The sequence below is a fragment of the Solimicrobium silvestre genome, from assembly GCF_002976435.1.
Lineage (GTDB): Bacteria > Pseudomonadota > Gammaproteobacteria > Burkholderiales > Burkholderiaceae_D > Solimicrobium > Solimicrobium silvestre.
In genome coordinates, this window is sequence record NZ_PUGF01000019.1 from 75,422 (window position 1) to 97,206 (window position 21,785).

Here is a 21,785-nt window from a genome sequence, read left to right on the forward strand (position 1 = left end):
TCAATTCTTAGTTAAGGATTAAAAGAAGCTCGTCCAGACGTTCCAACGTCGAGGTCAGCCCCTCCTTCAGTCCCATCTTAATGACTTGTTGAAGTGCTTCAGGCGACGAATAAGAAACGACCGTCTCTACAAGAGTGTGCGTCGTAATATCTGAGAAGGTGACATTCCATTTGGACCTGGGAAACGCAGGGTTCAGTGCGCCGGTGTTATCGCAAAAACCGTCAAGCGAAGTGTAATTAGTGATAGGTTGAATGGTTTGATAATCCATGCGGCCCCAGTATTCTTGCCCACTGGGTTCAACCATCGCGTAGTGCCAATGCCCACCTTCACTGAAATCCATAAACTTGGTTTTCGTGGTTAAGGGTTTCGGCGCAAACCATTGATCGAGAAGTTCACTTTTCGTGTAGCAGTCCCAAACCAGTTGTCGTTTGGCAGCAAACTCTCTTTTGATCGTGATGGTGCTTTTCTCCTTGTTAACAAGGAAGTCGAATTGAACGTCAGCTTTCATCTTTTTCGCCTTTCAAGGTAATTAATAAGTTATCAAGATTTTCGTATCGATTTTCCCAGCCCGCGCGTTGCTCGTCGAACCACTTTTCGGCAGCGATCAAGTTTCCGCGTTTTAGTTTGCAGGTTCGCACCCGCCCTACTTTCTCCGATGTAATGAGGCCGCTACTTTCAAGAACCTTGATATGCTTCAAGAACGAAGGCAACCCCAAATCGAATGGCTCTGCAAGCTCCTTAATTGATGCTGAGCCGTTGCCGAGCCGCGCAATCACTGATCTCCTGGTAGGGTCAGCCAATGCGTGAAATACGTTGTTGAGTGATGCAGAATAGTTTTCCATATGGAGAACTATATCATGATGGTTTTCTACTTGGCAAACTATTTGAGATGGCTGTCCTTACGGGTACTGGCTCCGACATCCAATATCAATTTAACACCTAGTTACAAACAGCGACTGATTGAAAGTCCTACGCTAAATTTAATTTGAAATTGTTTTTGTTGCACAGTGCAAATAGGCAGGCTAGCATTGTTTTTTCAGAAATAGTAATGAACTATTGCCTAAAAGAATGATCGTAACGGAAGTGCATGGCTATTTCGGTTAGTGCCGCACTGCAGCATGTCAATTCGTTTCAATCAGATGCCAACAAATGCCTATCAACCATTTTTCTAATGTGCAAAGTATGAAAATAATCCACTTACCAAGCCTGAAATTAGCGATAGTTCTTGGGGCTGCTATTGGCAGCGTAAATGCCGCTGTATTAACGCCAAGCTCAGCATCAACCTCATTGCCACTTCATCATTACCTGAGTGTGCATATGTCCCCTAACCAGCAGCTTATTGCCTCAATCGAAGGAGATTCTTCACTCTCCGGCGGAGCTCCGACGATACGTGATTTAATCATTCGTAGCGCTGATGGCAAAAATATTAGCACCGTCAAACTTCCCTGTGGACGAGTAAAGCAATGTTGGCCAGAATCACCAGCATGGACACCTGACTCCGGCAAAATCAGCTTTGCCTTACGTACACCGGGCAGCCATGCCCGTTCACTTTACCAAGTGAACGCAGACGGCAGCAATTTAAAGAAACTGTTAGCCTTCAATGGCACCATCAGCGATTTACTTTACAGCCCAACAGGTCAGCTGGCGATGTTAGCCACAGAAAATGCCACTAAAGAATTGGGGGCGGTTGAAGCCGGTGCGCCGATCACCGGTGATATGGATGCAGCACCACCAGAACAGCGGATTGCAGTGCTGAATAAAAACGAATTGCAATGGGCGTCTCCCGCCACGATGTTTGTTTATGAATACGATTGGATACCGGATGGCAGTGGTTTTGTAGGAACAGCAGCACAAGGCGACGGTGACAAAAACTGGTGGATTGCCCAGCTGTATACTTTCCGCGCAGAGCAAGCACAGCTCCTGTATTCGCCAGCCAATCATCAGCAGCAACTTGCTAACCCGGTAGTTTCCCGTGACGGTAAAAGCGTGGCCTTCATTGCTGGCATCATGAGTGACTTTGGTTCGACCGGCGGCGATATTTATACGATCCCGGTTGCGGGCGGCACAGCGCTGAATGTCACACCCAAACTTCCCTCTTCAGCTACCTCGATTGCATGGAGTTGCAATGGCAATTTACTAGCCAACGTATTAGCGGGCGATCAAACCCAATTGGTTGACTTCGGCAATGGAATTACCACCAACGGCGGAACAGTGTTGTGGCACGGGCAAGAATCGCTGCATGGAGAACAAACCAAACACACCGATACATGCACTTCCGGCATAACCGCACAGGTTCATGAATCATTTACTCAAGCACCTGAAATTGCAGTTGGTGAGATCGGCAAATGGCACAATATTACACATGCCAATGAACGGAACATCAGCTCTTATTCGGTACAAAGTTTAAGCTGGAAAAGCGATAATTTTACGGTACAGGGTTGGTTAATATTGCCCGACAATTTAGCCAGCGGCAAAAAACTTCCCATGATCACGATAGTTCATGGCGGCCCGGCAGCGGCAGTTCGTCCTGGATTTATTGAGACAGGCTTAACCCGTTCATTACTTGATAAAGGTTATGCCTTATTCTTGCCCAACCCACGCGGCAGCTTTGGGCAAGGCGAACAATTCGCTGCCAGCAATGTGCGTGACTTTGGCTACGGCGACCTGCGCGACGTAATGGCTGGTGTAGATGCTGCCATTGCCGCTGCGCCGATTGACCCGCAGCGCCTTGGCATCATGGGACATAGTTATGGTGGATTTATGACGATGTGGGCAGTAACCCAGACTAATCGCTTCAAGGCTGCAGTAGCAGGTGCTGGCATCAGTAACTGGCAGTCTTATTACGGTGAAAACGGTATCGACGAATGGCTGATTCCCTACTTCGGCGCCTCGGTCTATGACGACCCGGAAGTGTATGCAAAATCGTCGCCGATCAACTTTATCCGCCAAGTGCGCACACCAACGCTGAGTTTGGTCGGTGCAGCTGATCTTGAGTGCCCTGCACCACAAACCCAAGAATTTGGTCATGCACTAAAAGCGTTGGGGATTCCATCATCCACCATCATCTACCCTGGTGAAGGACATGCCTTCAGAGAACCCGCAACGTTGGTTGATAGGGAAAAGCGCACCTTGGCATGGTTCGCTCAGTATTTGAAGTGATTTGACTGAAAGAATAGCAGGCTGAGCAAATTAAAACATTGCCCAGCCTGCCCACAACTTAAACCCCTGATGCGATCCGATTCATACGCGGCAAATAATAATCTCCACTATCTAAAGAAAAAAGCACTCGCTTGACTTGCCCGGTAATTAATTCACGTTTCACAAAACCGATGTAGCGCGAATCAGCGCTGTTATCCCGGTTGTCACCCAACATTAAATACTGCCCTTCCGGTACCACCACAGGGCCGAAAGAACGAATTGCCTGACGTTCTGGCATTTGAATTATTTGATGATTTTTACCCAATAAATTCTCGTTAAAAACCAATTGCTGCCCCACATATTCCGGTGTCAGTTCAACCTTCGTTGCCACTGCTTGATAACTCAATGGCTGACCATTAATAATTAATTTATCATCACGCATTTCCACCACATCACCCGGCACGGCGACCAAGCGCTTAACTAAACGCACGCCATCGGCAGGAGAAGAAAAGGTAACGATATCGCCACGCACCGGATCCGCATTGTGCTTCAGGATGACGTCAGAAAATGGTAATTTAACGTCATAAGCCAGACGATCTGCCACAACCCGATCCCCAATCAACAACGTCGGATACATCGAACTGGTCGGAACCACATACCAATCAGCCACTGCACTACGGAACAACAACATGCCTAACATAAAGGCAATAAAACCCTTATTATTCAAAACCAGTTTTTTAAAATTCAGCATGAAAACTCCAAAGGAGAGAGATAAGAACGGAATAGGAATAAAACGCTACTAAGATTCCACTCCACAACATTTAGTTCCATTACAGACATATTATTTAAGTATGGTTCCTTGTTAATGCTGACTATGACCGGTCGGTTTTCGGATTTGCACTTCAACGGCTTGCGGCTGCGCCAATGGCATCAACTCACCACCAGCCTGCTTAGAACGAATTGCATCCGGCTGACTGCCCTGCCACTCTTGCGCCACGCTGCCAGTTGGATGTTGGTACCAGCCGGGGTCTTTATAATCGCCTGTTTTTTGGTTTTTACGCACTTTTAAAACACTAAACATTCCGCCCATATCTACGCTGCCAAAAGGGCCAACACCGCTCATCATGGGCAGCGTATTTTCTGGTAAAGGCATAGCCATGCTGCTCATTCCTGCCATGCCGCTCTCCCCCATGCTCATATAGTCAGGAATTAAGTCGCTAATTTTTTTGGCGATATCGGCCTGTTCAACGCCGATCATATTTGCCGTATTGTGGCCCATCGCATTCATGGTGTGATGCGCTTTGTGGCAATGAAAAGCCCAGTCACCCTCGACATCTGCAATAAATTCAATCTGTCGCATTTGGCCAACTGCTACGTCGGTGGTCACTTCCGGCCAGCGCGCTGAACGTGGCACGGGCCCACCATCGGTACCCGTCACCTGAAATTCGTGACCATGTATATGAATCGGGTGATTGGTCATGGTTAAATTGCCGACCCGTATCCGCACTTTGTCATTTTTGCGCACGACCAAAGGATCAATACCCGGAAACACCCGGCTGTTCCAGCTCCACAAATTAAAATCCAGCATGGTAGATACTTTCGGCGTATAGGCTCCGGGTTCAATATCGTAGGCGTTTAATAAAAATATAAAATCGCGATCGACTTCTTCAATCTGCGGATGGCGGCCTTTAGGGTGAGTGACCCAAGAACCCATTAACCCCATCGCCATTTGCGACATTTCATCGGCATGCGGGTGATACATAAACGTGCCGGGGCGACGCGCAATAAATTCATAGACCATCGTTTTACCGGGTTGAATAGGCGCTTGAGTCAAACCGGATACGCCATCCATACCGTTCGGCAAACGCTGTCCATGCCAATGCACGCTGGTATGTTCAGGTAATTTGTTAGTCACAAAAATACGTACCCGATCCCCTTCAACAACTTCTATCGTAGGGCCGGGCGACTGGCCGTTATAACCCCATAAATGCGCCGTTAACCCGGGTGCCATTTCACGCAACACAGGTTCCGTTACTAAATGGAATTCTTTAACACCTTGATTCATTCGCCATGGCAGCGTCCAGCCATTTAGCGTCACCACCGGGTTATACGGACGACCGTTATTGGGCACTAGCGGCGGCATCGTGTCCGGTTTGGTTTGAGTAATAAGTTCAGGCAAAGTCGCCATAGCTACTTTGCTTACCGATGCAGCACTTAGCGCCGCGGCGATGGTTCCAAATCGACCAAAACCACTTAAAAAATTTCTTCTGGAATTCATATCACGCCTTTTATTGATTAGGTTTGCCGTTTAAGCTCATGTCCAAATCCGCTGCTGCCAGCCAAAAATCGCGGGTAGCTTCAATGGCGCTATTAACACTGGAAATCTGCGCACGCGCATCAGCTAGCAGTTCAAAAACGTCGATTAACATGCCGTTGTAGCGCAACTGATTTTGTTCCGAAATACGTTTGTTCCGCGGTACGATTTCATCACGATAGCGTTTAGCGATCTCAAAGCTTGCGCGATATACCTGATACGCCTCACGCACTTCAGACCGGGCAGTAATAGCAATCGCTGCGGTACGATTAAGAGCTTGCATATATTGCGCTTCAGCTTTGGCTACTTTGGCGTCACCACTATCAAAGATCGGTAACTCCAGGCTTACTACATAACCACGCTGTACTGGCTCAGCGGTAAAAGTATTACGCTCTGCGCCCACGTTCAGCACATTAATGAAGCGCGTGGCTTTATTTAAGCCGAGGTTGTCAGCCAATTGCTTAGTTTCCAGACGAGCTATTTGAATGTCTATGCGTTGTGACATGGCGACTTGTTCCAGACTGGCAGATTCATCCATAGATGCAGGTAACTCGGCCAATTTGTGCGGCAGTATAAAAGTCGCAGCAGAATTTGCTAACCCCAGCAAACGAGTGAGCTTTTCTTTGGCACGGATTTGCGCTTGCTCTGCGCGCGCCAGCGTTAATTGCGCATCAGTATAAAAACCTTGTTCGCGGGCTTGTTGCAGCTGATTAAAATTACCGACCTGTTGCATACGGTGCCCTAACTCTGATCCGGCATCAGCCAATTTTTGTACTTGCTGCGCGTACTCAACAGTTTGATTTGCCGCTACCGCCATGTAATAACTTTTACGCGTCTCATTAGCTAAGCGCAGCATTTGCAATGCAACCTCCTGCTTGGTTTGCTCAAACCGATGCTGTTCCATTTGCCGGGTGTAAGGTTGCGTCAACAAATGCATCAGATTAAAAGTAAGGCCGCGGTCAACTTCAATCGCGCCTCCTTGTGCTAAGCGCCCCACCGTCAACCCCGGATTTTGCATGCGTCCAGCCTGTACAAAATCTGCCTCAGCAATTCCTAGCTGATAAAAGTTTGCCTGCAACTCTTTGTTATTGAGCAAAGCGATTTGCACTACATCGTCAACGCTCAACGACTCGGCCAATAATTGACTCACTTTTTCCTGCGCCATCTGACTTTCGTTGTCAGTGCGTTGCCACGTTACTTGTTTACGTAATTCACCTTGGGCCAAGTGCGCAATATCAGAAAAACCGCTATCGGTACTAAAGGTAGAGCAAGCGCTCAGCAGCATAGCGCTACTGGCAAGTACCAGTCGCGCTGAAAATAATTTCTTCATAAAATCTCTCATTAAATGCATTGCACTCGCATGAATGCAACAACATAGGCAAGGCGTTTACCGCGAAGCGAGCAAACGATGCATAACGACTACCGAGATAAATTAGGCTTTAGGGGGACGTTCAGGTGCAGCGCTGATATGGCTGGGTTGAAAAGATAAAATCGAATCGATTTTATCTGAGGAGGGATTAAAAATAGTGGCGGATGGAACAGCCATGATAGGCAGCGCGGCAAAATGACAGGAAACGCAAGAGCTGCAGGTACTGCATTGGCTTTTACTCAGATGCCCTAAAGAGCGACTTACATCAAGTGATTTTTGGCACCCGTCATGCTGATGGCGCTCATGCTGCTCTGCCATTGCGTGCTGATGTTGATGCTGATTCGTGCAACACGTCATGGCCGTTGCCGCCATGCCTTGTAAAGGATTCGCGATCATTATCATGCACAGCAGGAAGAGTCTGGCCAGCTTTTTCATAGTGGAGATTATAACTGAGAATATTTTAAAAATATGAGTAGCACTTTAGCAGCTAATTTTTTCAGTATTTCTTTGTCTAGATAATTATCTGCCAATAATAAGCAAGCAAATGTAGTGCTTGAAAATGATAGCGATCTATATCATAATTGATCAAGGAAAATTTATGATTAATTTTTCACCCAATTACAAAAAACCTTTTATCACGTCTCGTTGGAAGAAAGCGCAGCCTCACAGAACATTCCAGATTTTCTGTTCATAGATTTTTATAAAATTGGAACACACGAAAATTTTTACGACGACTTAAAAACTTACTTAAGAGCAAATGAATGGTACAAATGACCTTAACCGCCGAAACCTTATTTACCAGTTTGCAGCATATGCCTTCCAGTGAACGCGAAAGATTTTTCGCACTTATTTCGAGAAAGGCATTCGCAGAAAATGACAATCTCAGCCATGAGGAATTATTTGGTCATTTGCAGGAAACAGAATTTACCGCAACGGAAGCCGCCGCATATTTAGACATGTCAATAGCGACTTTTCGTCGCTATTGCAAGCAAGAAAAAATTACTGCTTCGTCTGTCGTTGGAACTTCGCATCTATATTCTTTAGCAGCGTTGCGTGAGTTTAAAAATGCTTTAAAAATTATTAAATAAAACACTCACACATAAAAAATCCCCTCCGCTCAATTCAGCCGAAGGGGATTTTTTCTAACAAACCACCAAATTACTTAGCGTTCATCAATGCAACAGTGGTATCCAACATGCGGTTAGAGAAACCCCATTCGTTGTCATACCATGAAGATACTTTCACCAGGTTGCCGGACACTTTAGTCAGTGTTTCGTCAAACGTGGATGATGCTGGATTGTGGTTGAAATCAACTGACACCAACGGTGCCGTGTTGTAATCCAAAATACCTTTTAACGCTGCGCTTTCAGACGCAGTTTTCATGATTTGATTGATTTCTTCAACCGTCGTTGGACGCTTGGAGATGAATGTCAAATCAACTATAGAAACGTTAATGGTTGGAACGCGGATCGCGTAGCCGTCCAATTTACCGTTCAATTCCGGCAATACCAAACCAACTGCAGCAGCTGCACCGGTTTTAGCTGGAATCATTGATTGAGTAGCTGAACGGGCGCGACGCAGGTCTTCGTGCATTACGTCGGTCAGTACTTGATCATTAGTGTAGGAGTGAATCGTGGTCATCAAACCGGATTCAATTCCCACTGCATCATTCAATGATTTAGCTAATGGCGCTAAACAGTTAGTGGTGCATGACGCGTTAGAAATAACGGTGTCGGTGGACTTTAATACTTCGTGGTTTACGCCGAAAACTACAGTCGCATCAACGTCTTTTCCGCCTGGCGCGGAGATGATGACTTTCTTAGCGCCGCCAACTAAGTGGGCAGATGCTTTTTCTTTAGTCGTGAAGAAACCAGTACATTCCAAAACGACATCAACACCAACTTCACCCCAAGGCAAATTGGCTGGATTACGTTCAGCAAAAACACGGATTTTGTCGCCGTTGACAATCATGTAATCGCCGTCAACAGTTACTGTGCCTGGGAATTTACCATGCGCTGTATCGTATTGAGTCAGATGTGCATTCGATGCTGGTGCACCTAAATCGTTAATCGCCACGATTTGAATATCGTGCTTTTTACCGCCTTCATAATGGGCACGCAGGATGTTACGGCCGATACGGCCATAGCCGTTAATTGCAACGCGAATAGTCATACTTACACTCCAAAGAAAAAAACGAAATTAAAATTATTAGGACAATACTGAATTAACTTTTGCTACAACATTTTCGACAGTAAAGCCAAAATGCTTGAACAACACGCCAGCCGGAGCAGACTCACCAAAAGTGTCGATGCCCACAACCGCGCCTTCTAAACCTACATATTTATACCAAAAATCGGTAACGCCAGCTTCAATCGCTACGCGTGGCAAACCTTTTGGTAACACGCTAGCTTTGTATGCTGCATCTTGACGATCAAATACGTCAGTTGATGGCATAGAAACTACTCGTGCAACAATACCTTTAGTCGCTAATTCTGCTGCTGATTTCACAGCCAATTCAATTTCTGAACCGGTCGCAATTAATATTACCTGCGCATTAGCCGGGTCTTGCAACACATAAGCACCACGCGCAATATTAGCGATCTGTTCATCAGTACGTGCCTGGAACGGCAAGTTTTGACGAGAGAAAATCAGTGTCGACGGGCCATTTTTACGTGCTACAGCCTGCTTCCACGCAACAGCAGATTCTACGGTGTCACATGGACGCCAGTTATCCAGATTAGGGATTAAACGCAAGCTGGAAACATGTTCCACTGATTGGTGCGTTGGGCCGTCTTCGCCCAAGCCGATTGAGTCATGCGTGAATACAAATAGAGTACGAATTTGCATCAACGCTGCCATGCGGATCGCGTTGCGACTGTAATCGGAGAACGTCAGGAAAGTAGCTCCGAACGGTAAATAGCCGCCATGCAAAGCAATACCATTCATGATCGCGCTCATACCGAATTCACGCACACCGTAGTTAATATGGTTACCGGCTTGATTGTGGCGCACAGCTACGCATTCTTTCCAGTTGGTCAGGTTCGAACCGGTTAAATCGGCTGAACCGCCCAGGAATTCAGGCATAGCCGGAGCTAATGCTTGAATCGCATTTTGGCTGGCTTTGCGGGTGGCGATGGTTTCTTGTTTTTCAGTGCATTGCTTGATATACGCATCAGCTACTGCATTGAAGTTGCCTGGTAATTCACCGTTCATGCGGCGCACCAATTCAGCGGCTTGCTGCGGATGTGCTGCTGAGTAGCCAGCAAATAATGTATTCCAGTCTTGTTCACGCTTGGCACCAGCAGTTTTTGCGTCCCAGGCGCTATATACGTCAGCAGGGATTTCAAACGGAGCATACGGCCAGTCGATAGCAACGCGCACAGCGGCGATTTCTTTGTCGCCTAATGCAGCTCCGTGCACATTGTGCGTGCCAGCCATGTTTGGCGAACCTTGGCCGATGATGGTTTTGCAGCAGATCATGGTCGGTTTGTCGGATGCTTTAGCTGCCGTAATAGCTGCTGCAACAGCCGCTGCGTCGTGGCCGTTTACCGCAGGAATCACGTTCCAGCCGTAAGCTTCAAAGCGTTTTGGTGTGTCATCTGCGAACCAGCCTTCTACATGGCCGTCGATTGAAATACCGTTGTCGTCGTACAGTGCGATCAATTTATTCAAGCCCAACGTACCGGCCAGCGAACACACTTCGTGCGAAATGCCTTCCATTAAACAACCGTCGCCCAACAAGACATAGGTGTAATGATCTACTACCGGCATGCCAGCCTGGTTGAATTCGGCTGCCAATAATTTTTCAGACAATGCCATACCAACCGCATTGCTAATCCCCTGCCCTAATGGGCCGGTGGTAGTTTCAATGCCGGGAGTAATGTGGACCTCAGGATGTCCTGGCGTTTTGGAGTGCAATTGACGGAAATTTTTCAATTCCGACATCGGCAAATCATAACCAGTCAGGTGCAGCAAAGCGTAATGCAACATCGAACCATGACCATTTGAAATCACAAAACGGTCGCGGTTAATCCAATGCGGATTTGCCGGGTTGTGACTGTAATGCTGCGACCACAAAGCAACGGCGATTTCTGCCATGCCCATCGGCATACCGGGATGTCCGGAATTAGCTTGTTGAACAGCATCCATAGCCAAAGCGCGAATCGCGTTAGCCATTTTGGTCGTGACAGATAATGGAGGGAGCATAGTAGTCATGGTTTTATTGAAATGGAAAAAGTGCACTGCGGACGCATTGCAGCGTATGCCGCAAAACCCAGTATTCTACCAGAGCAGCAGGCCTGACTGGCTTGGTAGCACTTGATCAGGATAAATAAAATCGTTAAAAACCCTGCGTTTTATAGAAAAATGGGGAGAAAGTTTGTTAAAAAAACAGATTTTCGTATGATTTTTACATACTCACCTGTTTTTTCATTATTTTCAACGTATCCAATAGCTTTTAGATCGATTAAAAATAGATTTTTAGGTAGTATATTTTTAGACCAATATAAACAAAGGAAATTAGATATGTTTTATCTATTTACATACACCTGTATTTAAAAACATATTACTGAAAATCCCCCTCAAAACTACCGTTTAAAACGACGTCGCAGCACGAGAAGCCTGGTCATATAAGCCAGATAAACCACGTAAGAAACGTGCCAACTCCTGCAACTCAAACGATTCTTGCGCACCACCCGCCAAGCTTGCCACCAGCACTTGCTCCCGGACTTCAAAATATTTTGCGCATACCGCCTGACCTTTTTCATTGGTCGAATACAGCACTTCCTTACCGCGTTTTTCAGTGGCGATTAAGTCCAGATTTTGCAGTTTCTTCAACGCGTAATTCACCACATGGGTGTCTTCTATGTTGAGTAGAAATGCTATGTCCGCCAGTTTTTTGGAACGCGCGCGATGGTTAACATGGTGCAGCACCAGCACTTCAATGGTCGTCATATCACTCACGCCAGCGGCTGCCATACAACGCGTAATCCAGCGATTAAACGCGTTACCGGAAATAATCAATCCAAATTCAAACTCGCTCAGCTCGGCACTTTTCCCGGCCGCCAAATGAGCCGAAGAAACTATCACAGGACGTGTTTGCGGGTTATCAGGTGCGGAAATTGCGCTCGTATTTAAAGATTTTTTTGTCATAGCTACTCCGTTTCGGTGCCGCATTTTACGTTATTGCGTTTATTAGCATTTCCAAACCCGCCACCACCCGGAGTCTCCACAACAAACACATCATCCACGTGCATTTGTGTTTCTTCGGTAGACGTTAATAATTGTCGCTCGCCAGATGCACGCAGCACATAATTCAGCCCCAATTGCGCAGCCTGCCCACCGGCAGCACCATACGGCGCAACAATCCGATGCCCAGACAAAATCGCCGCAGTCATGGCTTCTTTGAAGCGAATTTTACGTATAACGCCGTCGCCGCCTGTGGTTTGTCCAACCCCGCCACTGCCTTTGCGGATGCTGAATTCATCGACCATCACCGGAAAGCGTAGCTCCAATACTTCAGGATCGGTCAAGCGTGAATTGGTCATGTGAGTTTGTACGGCAGATGCGCCGTTAAAACCAGGGCCGGCACCAGAGCCACCGGCAATCGTTTCATAATATTGATATTGCTCATTACCGAAAGTAAAATTATTCATGGTGCCTTGCGCCGCGCCCATAACCTGCAATGCGCCATAGAGTGCATCAGTCACGTATTGCGAGGTTTCGACATTGCCGGACACCACCGCTGCCGGATAACGTGGATTCAACATGCTGCCTTCGGGAATAATAATATTCAACGGTTTTAAGCAACCTTCATTGAGCGGAATTTCAGCATCGACTAAAGTACGGAACACATACAACACAGCCGAGCGACTGATGGAAGCCGGTGCATTAAAATTGTTCGGCAATTGGTCTGAAGTGCCGGTGAAATCAATCACGGCGCTACGCTGTTCGCGGTTGATCCGAATACTGACTTTAATCACCGCACCGTTATCCATCGCATAGCTAAAGTCGCCATCCTTCAAGCCCACCAGCACGCGCCGCACAGCTTCTTCGGCATTGTTTTGCACATGCTGCATATAGGCAGCAACGACGTCTTTACCGTATTGCTGCAACATCTGTTTAAGCTCTTGTTCACCTTTTTCATTGGCGGCAATCTGGGCACGTAAATCGGCGATATTTTGATCGGGATTACGCGCTGGCCATGAGCCGGAAGCCAGCAAAGCGCGGGTTTCTGCTTCACGGAAATGACCGGCTTCAACCAGCAAGAAGTTATCGATCAAAATACCTTCCTGATCGACATGAGTGCTATTCGGTGGCATGGAACCGGGCGTAATACCGCCGATATCGGCATGATGCCCGCGTGAGCCGAGATAAAACAAAACCTGTTTTTTGTGCTCATCAAATACCGGCGTAATCACGGTAATGTCGGGCAAATGCGTACCGCCGCTATACGGCGCGTTCAAACAATACACATCGCCCGGCTGCATTGTTCCAAGGTTGTTGGCGATGATCGATTTAATAGAATCACTCATCGAACCCAGATGCACGGGAATATGTGGAGCATTGGCGATCAGGTTACCGTTCACATCAAAAATCGCGCAGGAAAAATCAAGTCGCTCCTTGATATTCACAGAATGCGACGTGTTTTCCAGCGTCGCGCCCATTTGCTCGGCAATCGACATGAACAGGTTGTTAAACACTTCCAGCAACACCGGATCAACCTCGGTGCCAGCCGCTTTACGGCTCGGACGCGCAGTGACCCTTTCCAAAATCAAATCGTTACGCTGCGTGATATGCGCCGCCCAGCCCGGCTCCACCACCGTAGTGGATACCGCATCAGAAATAATGGCCGGACCTTGAATATGATCAATAGTGCTTAAGTTAGCGCGCAAATACACGGGCGTTGCAAACTCTTCCTGTTGTGACACCATGTTGACCATTGCTTCCGGCACGGCAGCCTGCTGACCAGCGCGCGCCTGAAAGGCGTTATCGGCCAGCACATCATCCGCCTCGGCCATCGCTTCCACCGATACCGCTTCCACAATTAACTCCCGCCCGACCATGATAAAACCATAGCGTGCCTGATGCTGCGCTTCAAATTGATCGCGCATAACATCTATCCCAGCCAAGTTCACCACCATAGCGGAATCGGTGCCTTTATAACGCAAGTGAACCCGACGCAACGTGCTAATTGCCGATTGCGCAATGCCTTGTGTCAGCAATTCCTGTTCGGCTGTGGTGGCTAATGCCGTCAAGCTGGCTTCGACCAGACTCAGATTGTCCACATTCAAAGGCCGCTCTACCGAGCTTTCTCGCAATGCGCGCTGATTCGCCAAACCCATGCCAAATGCCGATAACACACCAGCAAACGGATGCAACACTACCCGGCTCATACCCAACGCATCGGCCACCTGACAAGCATGTTGGCCGCCTGCGCCACCGAAACAGCACAGCGCGTAATTGCTAACATCGTAGCCACGCTGCACCGACACTTTTTTGATTGCATTTGCCATGTTTTCAATCGCAACCTGCAAAAATCCTTCGGCCACTTGTTCGGCAGTACGCTGCCCTAAACCGGCGGCGGCAATCTCACTTGCCAAGGCATTAAATTTTTGCCTTACTACATCGCTGCCTAAACGTTGATTACCTTCGGCCCCAAACACTTTCGGAAAAAATTCCGGCTGAATTTTGCCCAGCATTACATTGCAATCGGTAACGGTCAGCGGCCCGCCTTTACGATAACTGGCCGGCCCCGGATTTGCGCCTGCCGATGCAGGACCAACCCGAAACCGCGTGCCGTCAAACTCCAATATCGAGCCACCGCCTGCGGCCACCGTATGAATATTCATCATCGGCACACGCAGACGCACGCCAGCCACAGTGCTTTCAAATACCCGCTCCAGTTCACCGTTGTAATGCGACACGTCGGTAGAAGTGCCGCCCATATCAAAGCCGATGATTTTAGTAAAACCGGCCAGCTCTGAAGTGCGTACCGCGCCAACAATGCCGCCAGCCGGACCGGACAAAATACTGTCTTTACCTTGAAATAAATGCGCGTCGGTCAAGCCGCCGTTCGACTGCATAAACATCAAACGCGTGTCACCCAACTCACTAGCGACCTGATCCACATACCGACGCAAAATCGGCGACAGATACGCGTCTGCTACGGTGGTGTCGCCACGCCCGACTAATTTGATCATCGGTGACACAATATGCGATACAGAAATCTGGCTAAAACCGATTTCACGTGCGATTAGTTGAATCTGCTTTTCATGTTGGGTGTAACGGTAGCCATGCATCAAAACAATCGCCACACAGCGGATGCCGCTGGCAAAAACCGTTTGTAATTCGGCGCGCAAGGCCTCAGTTTGCAACGGTTTCAGCACCTCGCCTTGCGCATTAATCCGTTCATCGGCTTCAATCACGATTTCGGCCAACTGATCAGGCAAAACGATATGCCGATCAAACAGACGCGGACGATTTTGATAGGCAATTTTCAACGCATCGGCAAAACCACGCGTCACCACTAAAGCGCAGCGTTCACCTTTGCGTTCCAGCAAGGCATTGGTGGCAACTGTGGTCCCCATTTTGACGACATCAATCACGCCAGCCGGAATCGCCTGATCTCGTTCTATACCAAGCAGTGCACGAATGCCAGCCAGAGCAGCGTCGCGATAATGGGCAGGATCTTCCGACAACAACTTATGGGTAGCTAATGAGCCGTCTGGCTTTTTTGCCACGATGTCAGTGAAAGTGCCGCCACGATCTACCCAAAATTGCCATTTATCACTGCTCGTTTGATCGTTACTTTTATCCATCATTTTGCATCTCCGTGTTGCGTCGCTGATAAAGTCATGCACTGAAATTAAATAAATACTAGCAAGATATTTACAATTTAGCGATAATTTATCAATAAATTATAAACATATATTCATTCTGGAGACATCATGGAAACGGTTAATCTGTGGCCGCTCATCGGCGTAGCTGTAGTTATTGCAGGCTTTGTATTACGCACCAATCCGGTACTGGTCGTTATTATTTCTGCCATTGCGACTGGGCTAGCCGCACACCTACCCTTAGATAAAATTCTGGCTTTGCTGGGTAGCGGATTTATCAAAACCCGTAATTTGCCACTGATCTTTTTTCTCCCATTAGCGGCCATCGGCTTATCGGAACGATTCGGTCTAAAAGAGCATGCGCAAAGCTCCATCGCCAAGATCCGCTCTGCTACGGCAGGGCGTTTGCTAATCGTATATTTATTCATCCGTGAAATTTCCGCCGCCATGGGCTTAACCAGCTTGGGCGGTCATCCGCAAATGGTCAGGCCGTTAATTGCACCAATGGCGGAAGCTGCTACACAAAATCAGTATGGCGTCGTGCCTGAAAAATTACGCCATAAAATCCGTGCCATGTCAGCAGCTACCGATAACGTCGGCCTGTTTTTCGGTGAAGATGTATTCGTCGCCTTTGGTGCCATTATTTTGATGCAAACCATTTTGCGCAATGAAGGAATTGAGGTGAATGCAATCCATATGGCTTTGTGGGGTATACCAACCGCCGTTTCCGCCTTCGTGATTCATTCCTGGAATTTGCATCGTCTGGATAAGCAAATTGCCCGTGAACTGGGACGCGGAGCATGATGTTCACTCTCGATTATTTCTATATTCTGCTCGGCTGTATGTTGGCCGCCATCGCCGTTATATCGGTGCAGGACAAGGCCAATCCACGCCGTTTTACAACGGGCGTATTTTGGGCGCTCTATGCCACGGTATATTTGATCGGTGAGCGCATGCCACCCATTGCGGTAGGTATCTTGGTGGTGGTAATGGCACTCATTGCCGGTTTTGGTGGCGTTGCAATGGGCAAATATAGCGAATTATCCGGCGCGGGAAAACAAGCCAGCGCCAGCAAACTGGGTAACCGCTTATTTATACCTGCCTTAATTATTCCTCTCACAACCATCATCGGTTCGGTACTACTTAACCACGTCAAAATTGCAGACGTATTTTTACTCGATCAAAAAAACATTACCTTGGTTAGCCTGGGTTTTGGTTGTGTCTTTGCATTGGCTTGCGCCTGTTGGATTACCCGCAGCTCGCCGCTACAAGGCCTGCGCGAATCGCGCCGTTTAATTGACTCCATGGGTAGCGTCGTGGTCTTGCCGCATATTTTAGCGGTGCTGGGTTTATTGTTTATTGATGCGGGAGTCGGCAAGGCGGTCGCACATTTAGCTACGGCGTATATCAATATGGATTACAAACTAGTTGCGGTTGCGGTGTATTGTCTGGGAATGGCCTTATTTACCGTCATCATGGGCAATGGTTTTGCCGCATTTCCGGTAATGGCGGGCGGTGTCGGGATTCCAATTTTGGTAGGCATTTATCACGCCAACCCGGCAGTCATGGCGGCAATCGGCATGTTTAGCGGTTATTGCGGCACCTTGATGACACCGATGGCGGCCAACTTTAATATTGTGCCGGTTGCGCTATTAAATTTACCGGATAAAAATGCGGTAATCAAAGCGCAATTACCCACCGCCTTGCCGCTGCTAGCCGTGAATATTTTATTGCTGTATTTTTTAATGTAAGCACTATGATGAAAACAATCCTACTCACCGGCTTCGAGCCATTTGCCCAGTCCGACATTAATCCGTCTTGGGAAGTAGCACGTGCTCTAGATGGTTGGCGCACCGAACAGTTCATCGTACACAGCGTACAACTACCTTGCGTATTCGGGACAGCGCAACAAGCCATGATTCACGCCATTGAACAATATCGGCCTGATGTCGTCATTGCTCTCGGTCAGGCTGGCGGCCGTTGCGAGATTACACCAGAGCGTATCGCCATCAATATTGACGATGCGCGCATACCCGACAATGCCGGTTCGCAGCCGATTGATATTCCAGTCGCAGCTGCGGGCCCAGCGGCCTATTTTTCCACCTTACCGATCAAGGCAATCGTACAAAATTTATCCGCCAACGGCATTCCCTCAGCGGTATCCCAAAGCGCAGGCACCTTTGTCTGCAACCATGTTTTTTATGGATTGATGCATTATCTGGCAACCAAGCAAAACCCGGCACGCGCTGGCTTCATTCACGTTCCCAGCTTGCCTGAGCAAGCTGCCTTACATCCTGGTGAAGCCAGCATGGCCTTGGCCGATATGCTGCACGGCTTACGATTGGCGATACAAACTAGCTGCTCGCAACAGCAAGATATTGCCGTTACTGGCGGGCAAATCCATTAAAAACAGGATTTACACAAAACCTCCTGAGTCTAAATAACAACTGGAACCGCACTGTTCCAGTTGGCTAAATTTAGCTTTTCCTCAGACTCGCGATCATGTCAGTGGTATCCACGATCCTCATGATGCTCTACGCGTCGCTCGTCACGATAATCCCGGTCGTACCCGTGGTGCTCCTGCCACTCGCGGCGATCATGCCATTCGTGTTCGCGCCGTTGCCGCTGATACCATCCATAGTCTCGATAACCGTAATAGACTGCACGAGGTTGTACATACACAGGTTCAGGCTGATAGTAGACTGGTGCCGGCTGAACAAAAACCGGCAATGGAATACCAATATTCAGATCAACATGCACCGGTCCGGCATAAGCCGCAGACATCATCAATGTTGTGCCAGCTACTAATCCCGCTGCTAAGGTGAGTAATTTCTTCATGAGTCCATCCTTTATTTATTAGCTATTAACTCAATAACGCAACAGCTTAATTCAAGACGACCCGCTGACCGTAACGTGTGTAACGGCATGTGTCTATGTTAGCTTGGGTTAGTGGCGCGACGAACTTACGCAAGCGTATCGGCGTACACTTAAAAGCGCTGCCAGCAAATTACTAACTGCCGGGCAGCTCGATGTTGTGAAGACACTATCTATCCAGAACGTAATTGACAATCGGGAGCAGAAAATGGAACTCATAGAACCGGACGAAATGCGCAAATTTCAAGCAATTTTGAAAAATCATCAAATAACTTTTACGGACTTCTCATTTTCCGAAATTGACACGACCGACCCAAAAACGGATGAAATTTATGCACTTCAGGGGTTTCTTAATGTGACGCGAAAATCAAACGGGTTGAGTAAGGAATACCTGATAGGCGACGGTACGGCGTGGGTGAGTCAGTTTCAGAAAGATTTGGACGAAGGCGCATTTACCTGAAAATGCATCTTCTGACGTTGCAAAGACGAAGTCACTAACACTTCGTCATATTCTTCATCGAGAGTACCTTCACTTACTCAAAGAGTGTTCAGGTGTGGTCGGGGTTTCAGGCAATATATATTCCTTGCCATTAAAGTCGCAAATTCAATATTTCTGTATCAAATTCAAATTCGATTAATTTACATTAAAGTCGTAAATAGATCCTCTATGACTGCAATAGATTCTATAACGGACCATTAGTAAACGTCCGACTTTGCTCGGTCTGTGCCGAGACTGTGTAAAAACAAAAAATTTCCAACTTTTTCTGAAAAATCATGGGTAGGGAGATCATTCCCTGCGTCGAAAAAATTGAATAGAGCGTGTTTTAAGAGGCCGATTTTTTCGAGTGTAAATTAATTTTGAGTTTTTACACAGTCTCTGCCGTGAAGCGACAAAAGACAATCAAATCATCGCGCGAACACATTCAAAACTCCCGCTAAATCTGGAGCAGATTGGTGCATAAAGGAAATGATATTCTTAGTTTCTGGATCATACGCCTCTTGCATTGTTTTCACGCTCACAATAGTGCCTTTGTAATTTACTATCGCATCAACTGATCTATCCATTTCTTTAGAGGAGTAAAAAACAGTTCCGTCATCTTGTGGTGTATTGACCAGTTCAAAAAAATGGTCAGCATAAACCAACTCCTTATGTATTAAATCGCTTACTTTGCCGTCAATTAACCTATACGCCCTGTCGCGATAAAAAGGAAACCGGACAAACATATCTGATCTGCCACTCACTGGAGGAGCTTCATCAACCTTGGCTACTACTACTTCCGTTAGACTTTTAAAGTAGTTCTGACTGTTTCCCGTTGTTGCCCAAACATAATACGGAATATAGGTTGCCTGAACATTTTCAAATCGATTTTTGTATTTGGCCAAGATTGCATTGGCCAACGCAACCTGGCTTTCTGTCGGTCCCAAATGATCAGTTGATTCATTGGTTGGTTCAATTTTCACGCGATCAATAGACAACAAAGAATTTTTTGCATTCCCTCGAACAATGTATAGCTTGATGAGATTATCGCTGGCTTCCAACATCGCTATTGGCTGATTCAGTTCACGAGCCGCTCGGTCCAGACAAAAAGACTGGTCGCCTCGAAGAATTAGGGTATGGCTCATATCAAGCTGGATTGCTGCCCTGTCAAGTCCTTCGCTTTCCCACCTTAAATGTAATGGTGCATCAGGGCCTTCGGTCGGCTGTACAAATTGTGAGCATTTATAATATTGACTGTATGAAATCGGCTTGTTGTTATAAGTACCTTGAACAGTATATTTAAAATATTCAGAACTCCCAGGTTTTGCGCAACCAACTAGTGAAATGAAAAAAAACGCCACGGCAATATAAGAGTTTGAAAATTTCACGATTACGGCTCCCGAGATTTTTAGAATCTGTTTAACTTATTTTGAATGATCGTTTTTCAGAATTCCTAGCTGATTATTCAAAAATTGACTGAGTCGGCTATGTCCGCCATGTGCGAATTGTGACGCTTACTTGCTCAAATTATGGAGCCCGAGGTTGTCTATTTTGCTCTGCTTTAGCCAAAGATGGTTCCCAATCTTCACCTTGCGTTTTGCACGTATTAAATTGAATTTCAGATAGTCGATGCTGAAACTGATCAACGACATGAGCAAGGTAATTTTTAAGTTTTGGTGCATCGGCAGATGCAAATCTGTTGGCGCGGATCGTCCAGACGCAACCCATTACCATATCTGGTTCGCCGAGTTGTCCTGCCATATACATGTTTGCAATGTTCCACATTGATTCGGCCCAACCTAGTTCCGCTGCCCTTGAGTACAGTTCAAATCCTTTGTGACGGTCTTGACTTACTCCCAAACCAAGATCGTAAAGATATGCGAGATTGTTGGTTGCTTGGGCGTGCCCCTGCGCTGAGGCCTTTTCGTACCATGGCATGGCATCGGCAAAATGCTTTTCTGATTGCAGTACACTACCTAAACTGTTTTGAGCTTCAGCATTCCCTTGTTCTGCAGCCATTTTGTAATATTTCTTTGCATTGTCAATGTCTTTGGGTGCCCCTTTTCCCAAGTCATATGCAACTGCAACTTTGATCTGCGCATTAATATCACCCAGATCAGCCTTCAATATTAGTGCTTTGGTTTCCGATGATACAAACCAATCGGCGGAAGCCGTATTTGAATTAATGACTAAACATACCCAAAATATGTAGGTGAGAAATTTTTTCATGAATTGGCATTCAAAGTTTTGTAAGTCCCAAATTGGCAATCAAAATTTTTTGCGTGATATTCAAAAATAATCTGGCTAATCAAAAAATAGTTGATAGACCGCATCACGCCCCGAGTCATTTAATACCTGCATATTGATGGAACAGCACAATGGCCCCTATGTGCCGTTTTTTGCCAATCACAAATCGTTGAGCTGGTGCAGCACTAGCCCAACCGTCATTAATTAGTTGCTTATTTACATCAGTCAAAGATTCTATAGAGTATTTAATCCATTGGCTATGCCCTAAATAACTCGTAACCTGTAATCTGAAATGACTTGCAATCGTAGGGTGTCAATAAGCGTAGCGCATTGCACCGTTCTGTGAACACCAAACATGCGGCGCAATAGATAAAACCCATTGCGCCCTACCTTGTACACCTTAATGAAATGGACTCCACCCTCCTGAAAACGGCATCATAATGTGCCTAGCGAGCCAGGTGGGCTGGCAAGCGACAATCAAGAGAAGGAGTCCGAAATGGATACTACCGTAAAAATGATTGGTTTGGA

At 46.9% G+C, this 21,785-nt stretch carries 19 protein-coding genes; 6 read left to right on the forward strand and 13 right to left on the reverse strand.

Annotated elements, in window-relative coordinates; all coding sequences use genetic code 11:
* Window positions 1-7: 7 nt before the first annotated feature.
* Together S2091_RS17770 and S2091_RS17775 are read right to left on the reverse strand one after the other, a co-directional pair.
* Window positions 8-508, reverse strand: a complete 501-nt coding sequence (locus S2091_RS17770; RefSeq protein ID WP_105533300.1) for an SRPBCC family protein — start codon at window positions 506-508, stop codon at window positions 8-10.
* On the reverse strand, window positions 498-842 hold the full coding sequence (locus S2091_RS17775) for an ArsR/SmtB family transcription factor (protein WP_105533301.1): 345 nt from the start codon (window positions 840-842) through the stop codon (window positions 498-500). Before S2091_RS17775 ends, S2091_RS17770 begins: the two co-directional genes overlap by 11 nt.
* A gap of 340 nt (window positions 843-1,182) precedes the next feature.
* On the opposite strand from S2091_RS17775, the gene S2091_RS17780 reads away from it, so the two are divergent.
* Window positions 1,183-3,159 (forward strand): S9 family peptidase, encoded by a 1,977-nt coding sequence (locus tag S2091_RS17780; protein ID WP_165795025.1) that lies wholly within the window; start codon window positions 1,183-1,185, stop codon window positions 3,157-3,159.
* Window positions 3,160-3,217: 58 nt separating this feature from the next.
* On the opposite strand, the gene lepB is transcribed toward S2091_RS17780, so the two are convergent.
* From lepB to S2091_RS17800, 4 genes are all read right to left on the reverse strand, one after another.
* A complete protein-coding gene (gene lepB, locus S2091_RS17785; protein WP_105533303.1) occupies window positions 3,218-3,889 on the reverse strand; it encodes a signal peptidase I in 672 nt (223 codons plus the stop codon).
* A gap of 111 nt (window positions 3,890-4,000) precedes the next feature.
* A complete protein-coding gene (locus tag S2091_RS17790) occupies window positions 4,001-5,416 on the reverse strand; it encodes a multicopper oxidase family protein (RefSeq protein ID WP_105533304.1) in 1,416 nt (471 codons plus the stop codon).
* A 10-nt stretch (window positions 5,417-5,426) separates the two neighbouring features.
* Window positions 5,427-6,782, reverse strand: a complete 1,356-nt coding sequence (locus tag S2091_RS17795) for a TolC family protein (RefSeq protein WP_105533305.1) — start codon at window positions 6,780-6,782, stop codon at window positions 5,427-5,429.
* A gap of 102 nt (window positions 6,783-6,884) precedes the next feature.
* Window positions 6,885-7,217, reverse strand: coding sequence for a hypothetical protein (locus S2091_RS17800; protein ID WP_105533306.1), 333 nt, complete (start codon window positions 7,215-7,217; stop codon window positions 6,885-6,887).
* Window positions 7,218-7,582: 365 nt separating this feature from the next.
* Between S2091_RS17800 and S2091_RS17805 the strand changes: the two genes are divergently transcribed.
* Complete coding sequence (locus S2091_RS17805) at window positions 7,583-7,909, forward strand: helix-turn-helix domain-containing protein (protein WP_243405475.1); 327 nt, start codon at window positions 7,583-7,585, stop codon at window positions 7,907-7,909.
* 70 nt (window positions 7,910-7,979) lie between these two features.
* On the opposite strand, the gene gap is transcribed toward S2091_RS17805, so the two are convergent.
* The 4 genes from gap to S2091_RS17825 all read right to left on the reverse strand — a co-directional run bounded on the left by gap (window position 7,980) and on the right by S2091_RS17825 (window position 15,640).
* Complete coding sequence (gene gap, locus S2091_RS17810) at window positions 7,980-8,993, reverse strand: type I glyceraldehyde-3-phosphate dehydrogenase (protein ID WP_105533307.1); 1,014 nt, start codon at window positions 8,991-8,993, stop codon at window positions 7,980-7,982.
* Between the two features lie 36 nt (window positions 8,994-9,029).
* Window positions 9,030-11,036, reverse strand: coding sequence for a transketolase (gene tkt, locus S2091_RS17815; RefSeq protein WP_105533308.1), 2,007 nt, complete (start codon window positions 11,034-11,036; stop codon window positions 9,030-9,032).
* A 378-nt stretch (window positions 11,037-11,414) separates the two neighbouring features.
* Window positions 11,415-11,972, reverse strand: a complete 558-nt coding sequence (locus tag S2091_RS17820; protein WP_105533309.1) for a winged helix DNA-binding protein — start codon at window positions 11,970-11,972, stop codon at window positions 11,415-11,417.
* A gap of 2 nt (window positions 11,973-11,974) precedes the next feature.
* Entirely contained in the window at window positions 11,975-15,640 is a 3,666-nt protein-coding gene (locus S2091_RS17825) for a hydantoinase B/oxoprolinase family protein (protein WP_207769743.1), read from the reverse strand.
* Window positions 15,641-15,766: 126 nt separating this feature from the next.
* On the opposite strand from S2091_RS17825, the gene S2091_RS17830 reads away from it, so the two are divergent.
* From S2091_RS17830 to pcp, 3 genes are read left to right on the forward strand one after another with little or no spacing between them, the layout of a single operon-like run.
* Complete coding sequence (locus S2091_RS17830; RefSeq protein WP_105533311.1) at window positions 15,767-16,462, forward strand: DUF969 domain-containing protein; 696 nt, start codon at window positions 15,767-15,769, stop codon at window positions 16,460-16,462.
* On the forward strand, window positions 16,459-17,409 hold the full coding sequence (locus S2091_RS17835) for a DUF979 domain-containing protein (RefSeq protein WP_105533312.1): 951 nt from the start codon (window positions 16,459-16,461) through the stop codon (window positions 17,407-17,409). The genes S2091_RS17830 and S2091_RS17835 overlap by 4 nt, the downstream gene beginning before the upstream one ends.
* A 5-nt stretch (window positions 17,410-17,414) precedes the next feature.
* Complete coding sequence (gene pcp / locus S2091_RS17840; RefSeq protein WP_243405476.1) at window positions 17,415-18,065, forward strand: pyroglutamyl-peptidase I; 651 nt, start codon at window positions 17,415-17,417, stop codon at window positions 18,063-18,065.
* Window positions 18,066-18,163: 98 nt separating this feature from the next.
* Here the strand turns inward: pcp and S2091_RS17845 are convergent, their stop codons facing one another.
* Window positions 18,164-18,496 carry a PXPV repeat protein gene (locus S2091_RS17845; protein ID WP_105533313.1) on the reverse strand — a complete coding sequence of 111 codons (333 nt, stop codon included), beginning with the start codon at window positions 18,494-18,496 and terminating at the stop codon, window positions 18,164-18,166.
* Window positions 18,497-18,740: 244 nt separating this feature from the next.
* Here S2091_RS17845 and S2091_RS17850 point away from each other — a divergent pair, with 244 nt between their 5' ends.
* Window positions 18,741-18,992 carry a transcriptional regulator gene (locus tag S2091_RS17850; protein ID WP_105533314.1) on the forward strand — a complete coding sequence of 84 codons (252 nt, stop codon included), beginning with the start codon at window positions 18,741-18,743 and terminating at the stop codon, window positions 18,990-18,992.
* 446 nt (window positions 18,993-19,438) lie between these two features.
* Here the strand turns inward: S2091_RS17850 and S2091_RS17855 are convergent, their stop codons facing one another.
* Both S2091_RS17855 and S2091_RS17860 read right to left on the reverse strand, forming a co-directional pair.
* Window positions 19,439-20,398, reverse strand: a complete 960-nt coding sequence (locus S2091_RS17855) for a hypothetical protein (protein WP_105533315.1) — start codon at window positions 20,396-20,398, stop codon at window positions 19,439-19,441.
* Window positions 20,399-20,537: 139 nt separating this feature from the next.
* Window positions 20,538-21,239 carry a tetratricopeptide repeat protein gene (locus S2091_RS17860; protein WP_105533316.1) on the reverse strand — a complete coding sequence of 234 codons (702 nt, stop codon included), beginning with the start codon at window positions 21,237-21,239 and terminating at the stop codon, window positions 20,538-20,540.
* Between the last annotated feature and the right edge of the window lie 546 nt (window positions 21,240-21,785).

Bases quoted from the DNA above. Each gene is read 5' to 3' on its own strand.
- S2091_RS17775 (WP_105533301.1), bottom strand. From the start codon at position 842: ATGGAAAACTATTCTGCATCACTCAACAACGTATTTCACGCATTGGCT.
- S2091_RS17770 (WP_105533300.1), bottom strand. From the start codon at position 508: ATGAAAGCTGACGTTCAATTCGACTTCCTTGTTAACAAGGAGAAAAGC.
- S2091_RS17825 (WP_207769743.1), bottom strand. From the start codon at position 15,640: ATGGATAAAAGTAACGATCAAACGAGCAGTGATAAATGGCAATTTTGG.
- lepB (WP_105533303.1), bottom strand. From the start codon at position 3,889: ATGCTGAATTTTAAAAAACTGGTTTTGAATAATAAGGGTTTTATTGCC.
- S2091_RS17850 (WP_105533314.1), top strand. From the start codon at position 18,741: ATGGAACTCATAGAACCGGACGAAATGCGCAAATTTCAAGCAATTTTG.
- S2091_RS17835 (WP_105533312.1), top strand. From the start codon at position 16,459: ATGATGTTCACTCTCGATTATTTCTATATTCTGCTCGGCTGTATGTTG.
- tkt (WP_105533308.1), bottom strand. From the start codon at position 11,036: ATGACTACTATGCTCCCTCCATTATCTGTCACGACCAAAATGGCTAAC.
- S2091_RS17860 (WP_105533316.1), bottom strand. From the start codon at position 21,239: ATGAAAAAATTTCTCACCTACATATTTTGGGTATGTTTAGTCATTAAT.
- S2091_RS17795 (WP_105533305.1), bottom strand. From the start codon at position 6,782: ATGAAGAAATTATTTTCAGCGCGACTGGTACTTGCCAGTAGCGCTATG.
- S2091_RS17820 (WP_105533309.1), bottom strand. From the start codon at position 11,972: ATGACAAAAAAATCTTTAAATACGAGCGCAATTTCCGCACCTGATAAC.
- S2091_RS17800 (WP_105533306.1), bottom strand. From the start codon at position 7,217: ATGATCGCGAATCCTTTACAAGGCATGGCGGCAACGGCCATGACGTGT.
- S2091_RS17805 (WP_243405475.1), top strand. From the start codon at position 7,583: ATGGTACAAATGACCTTAACCGCCGAAACCTTATTTACCAGTTTGCAG.
- S2091_RS17790 (WP_105533304.1), bottom strand. From the start codon at position 5,416: ATGAATTCCAGAAGAAATTTTTTAAGTGGTTTTGGTCGATTTGGAACC.
- pcp (WP_243405476.1), top strand. From the start codon at position 17,415: ATGATGAAAACAATCCTACTCACCGGCTTCGAGCCATTTGCCCAGTCC.
- gap (WP_105533307.1), bottom strand. From the start codon at position 8,993: ATGACTATTCGCGTTGCAATTAACGGCTATGGCCGTATCGGCCGTAAC.
- S2091_RS17845 (WP_105533313.1), bottom strand. From the start codon at position 18,496: ATGAAGAAATTACTCACCTTAGCAGCGGGATTAGTAGCTGGCACAACA.
- S2091_RS17780 (WP_165795025.1), top strand. From the start codon at position 1,183: ATGAAAATAATCCACTTACCAAGCCTGAAATTAGCGATAGTTCTTGGG.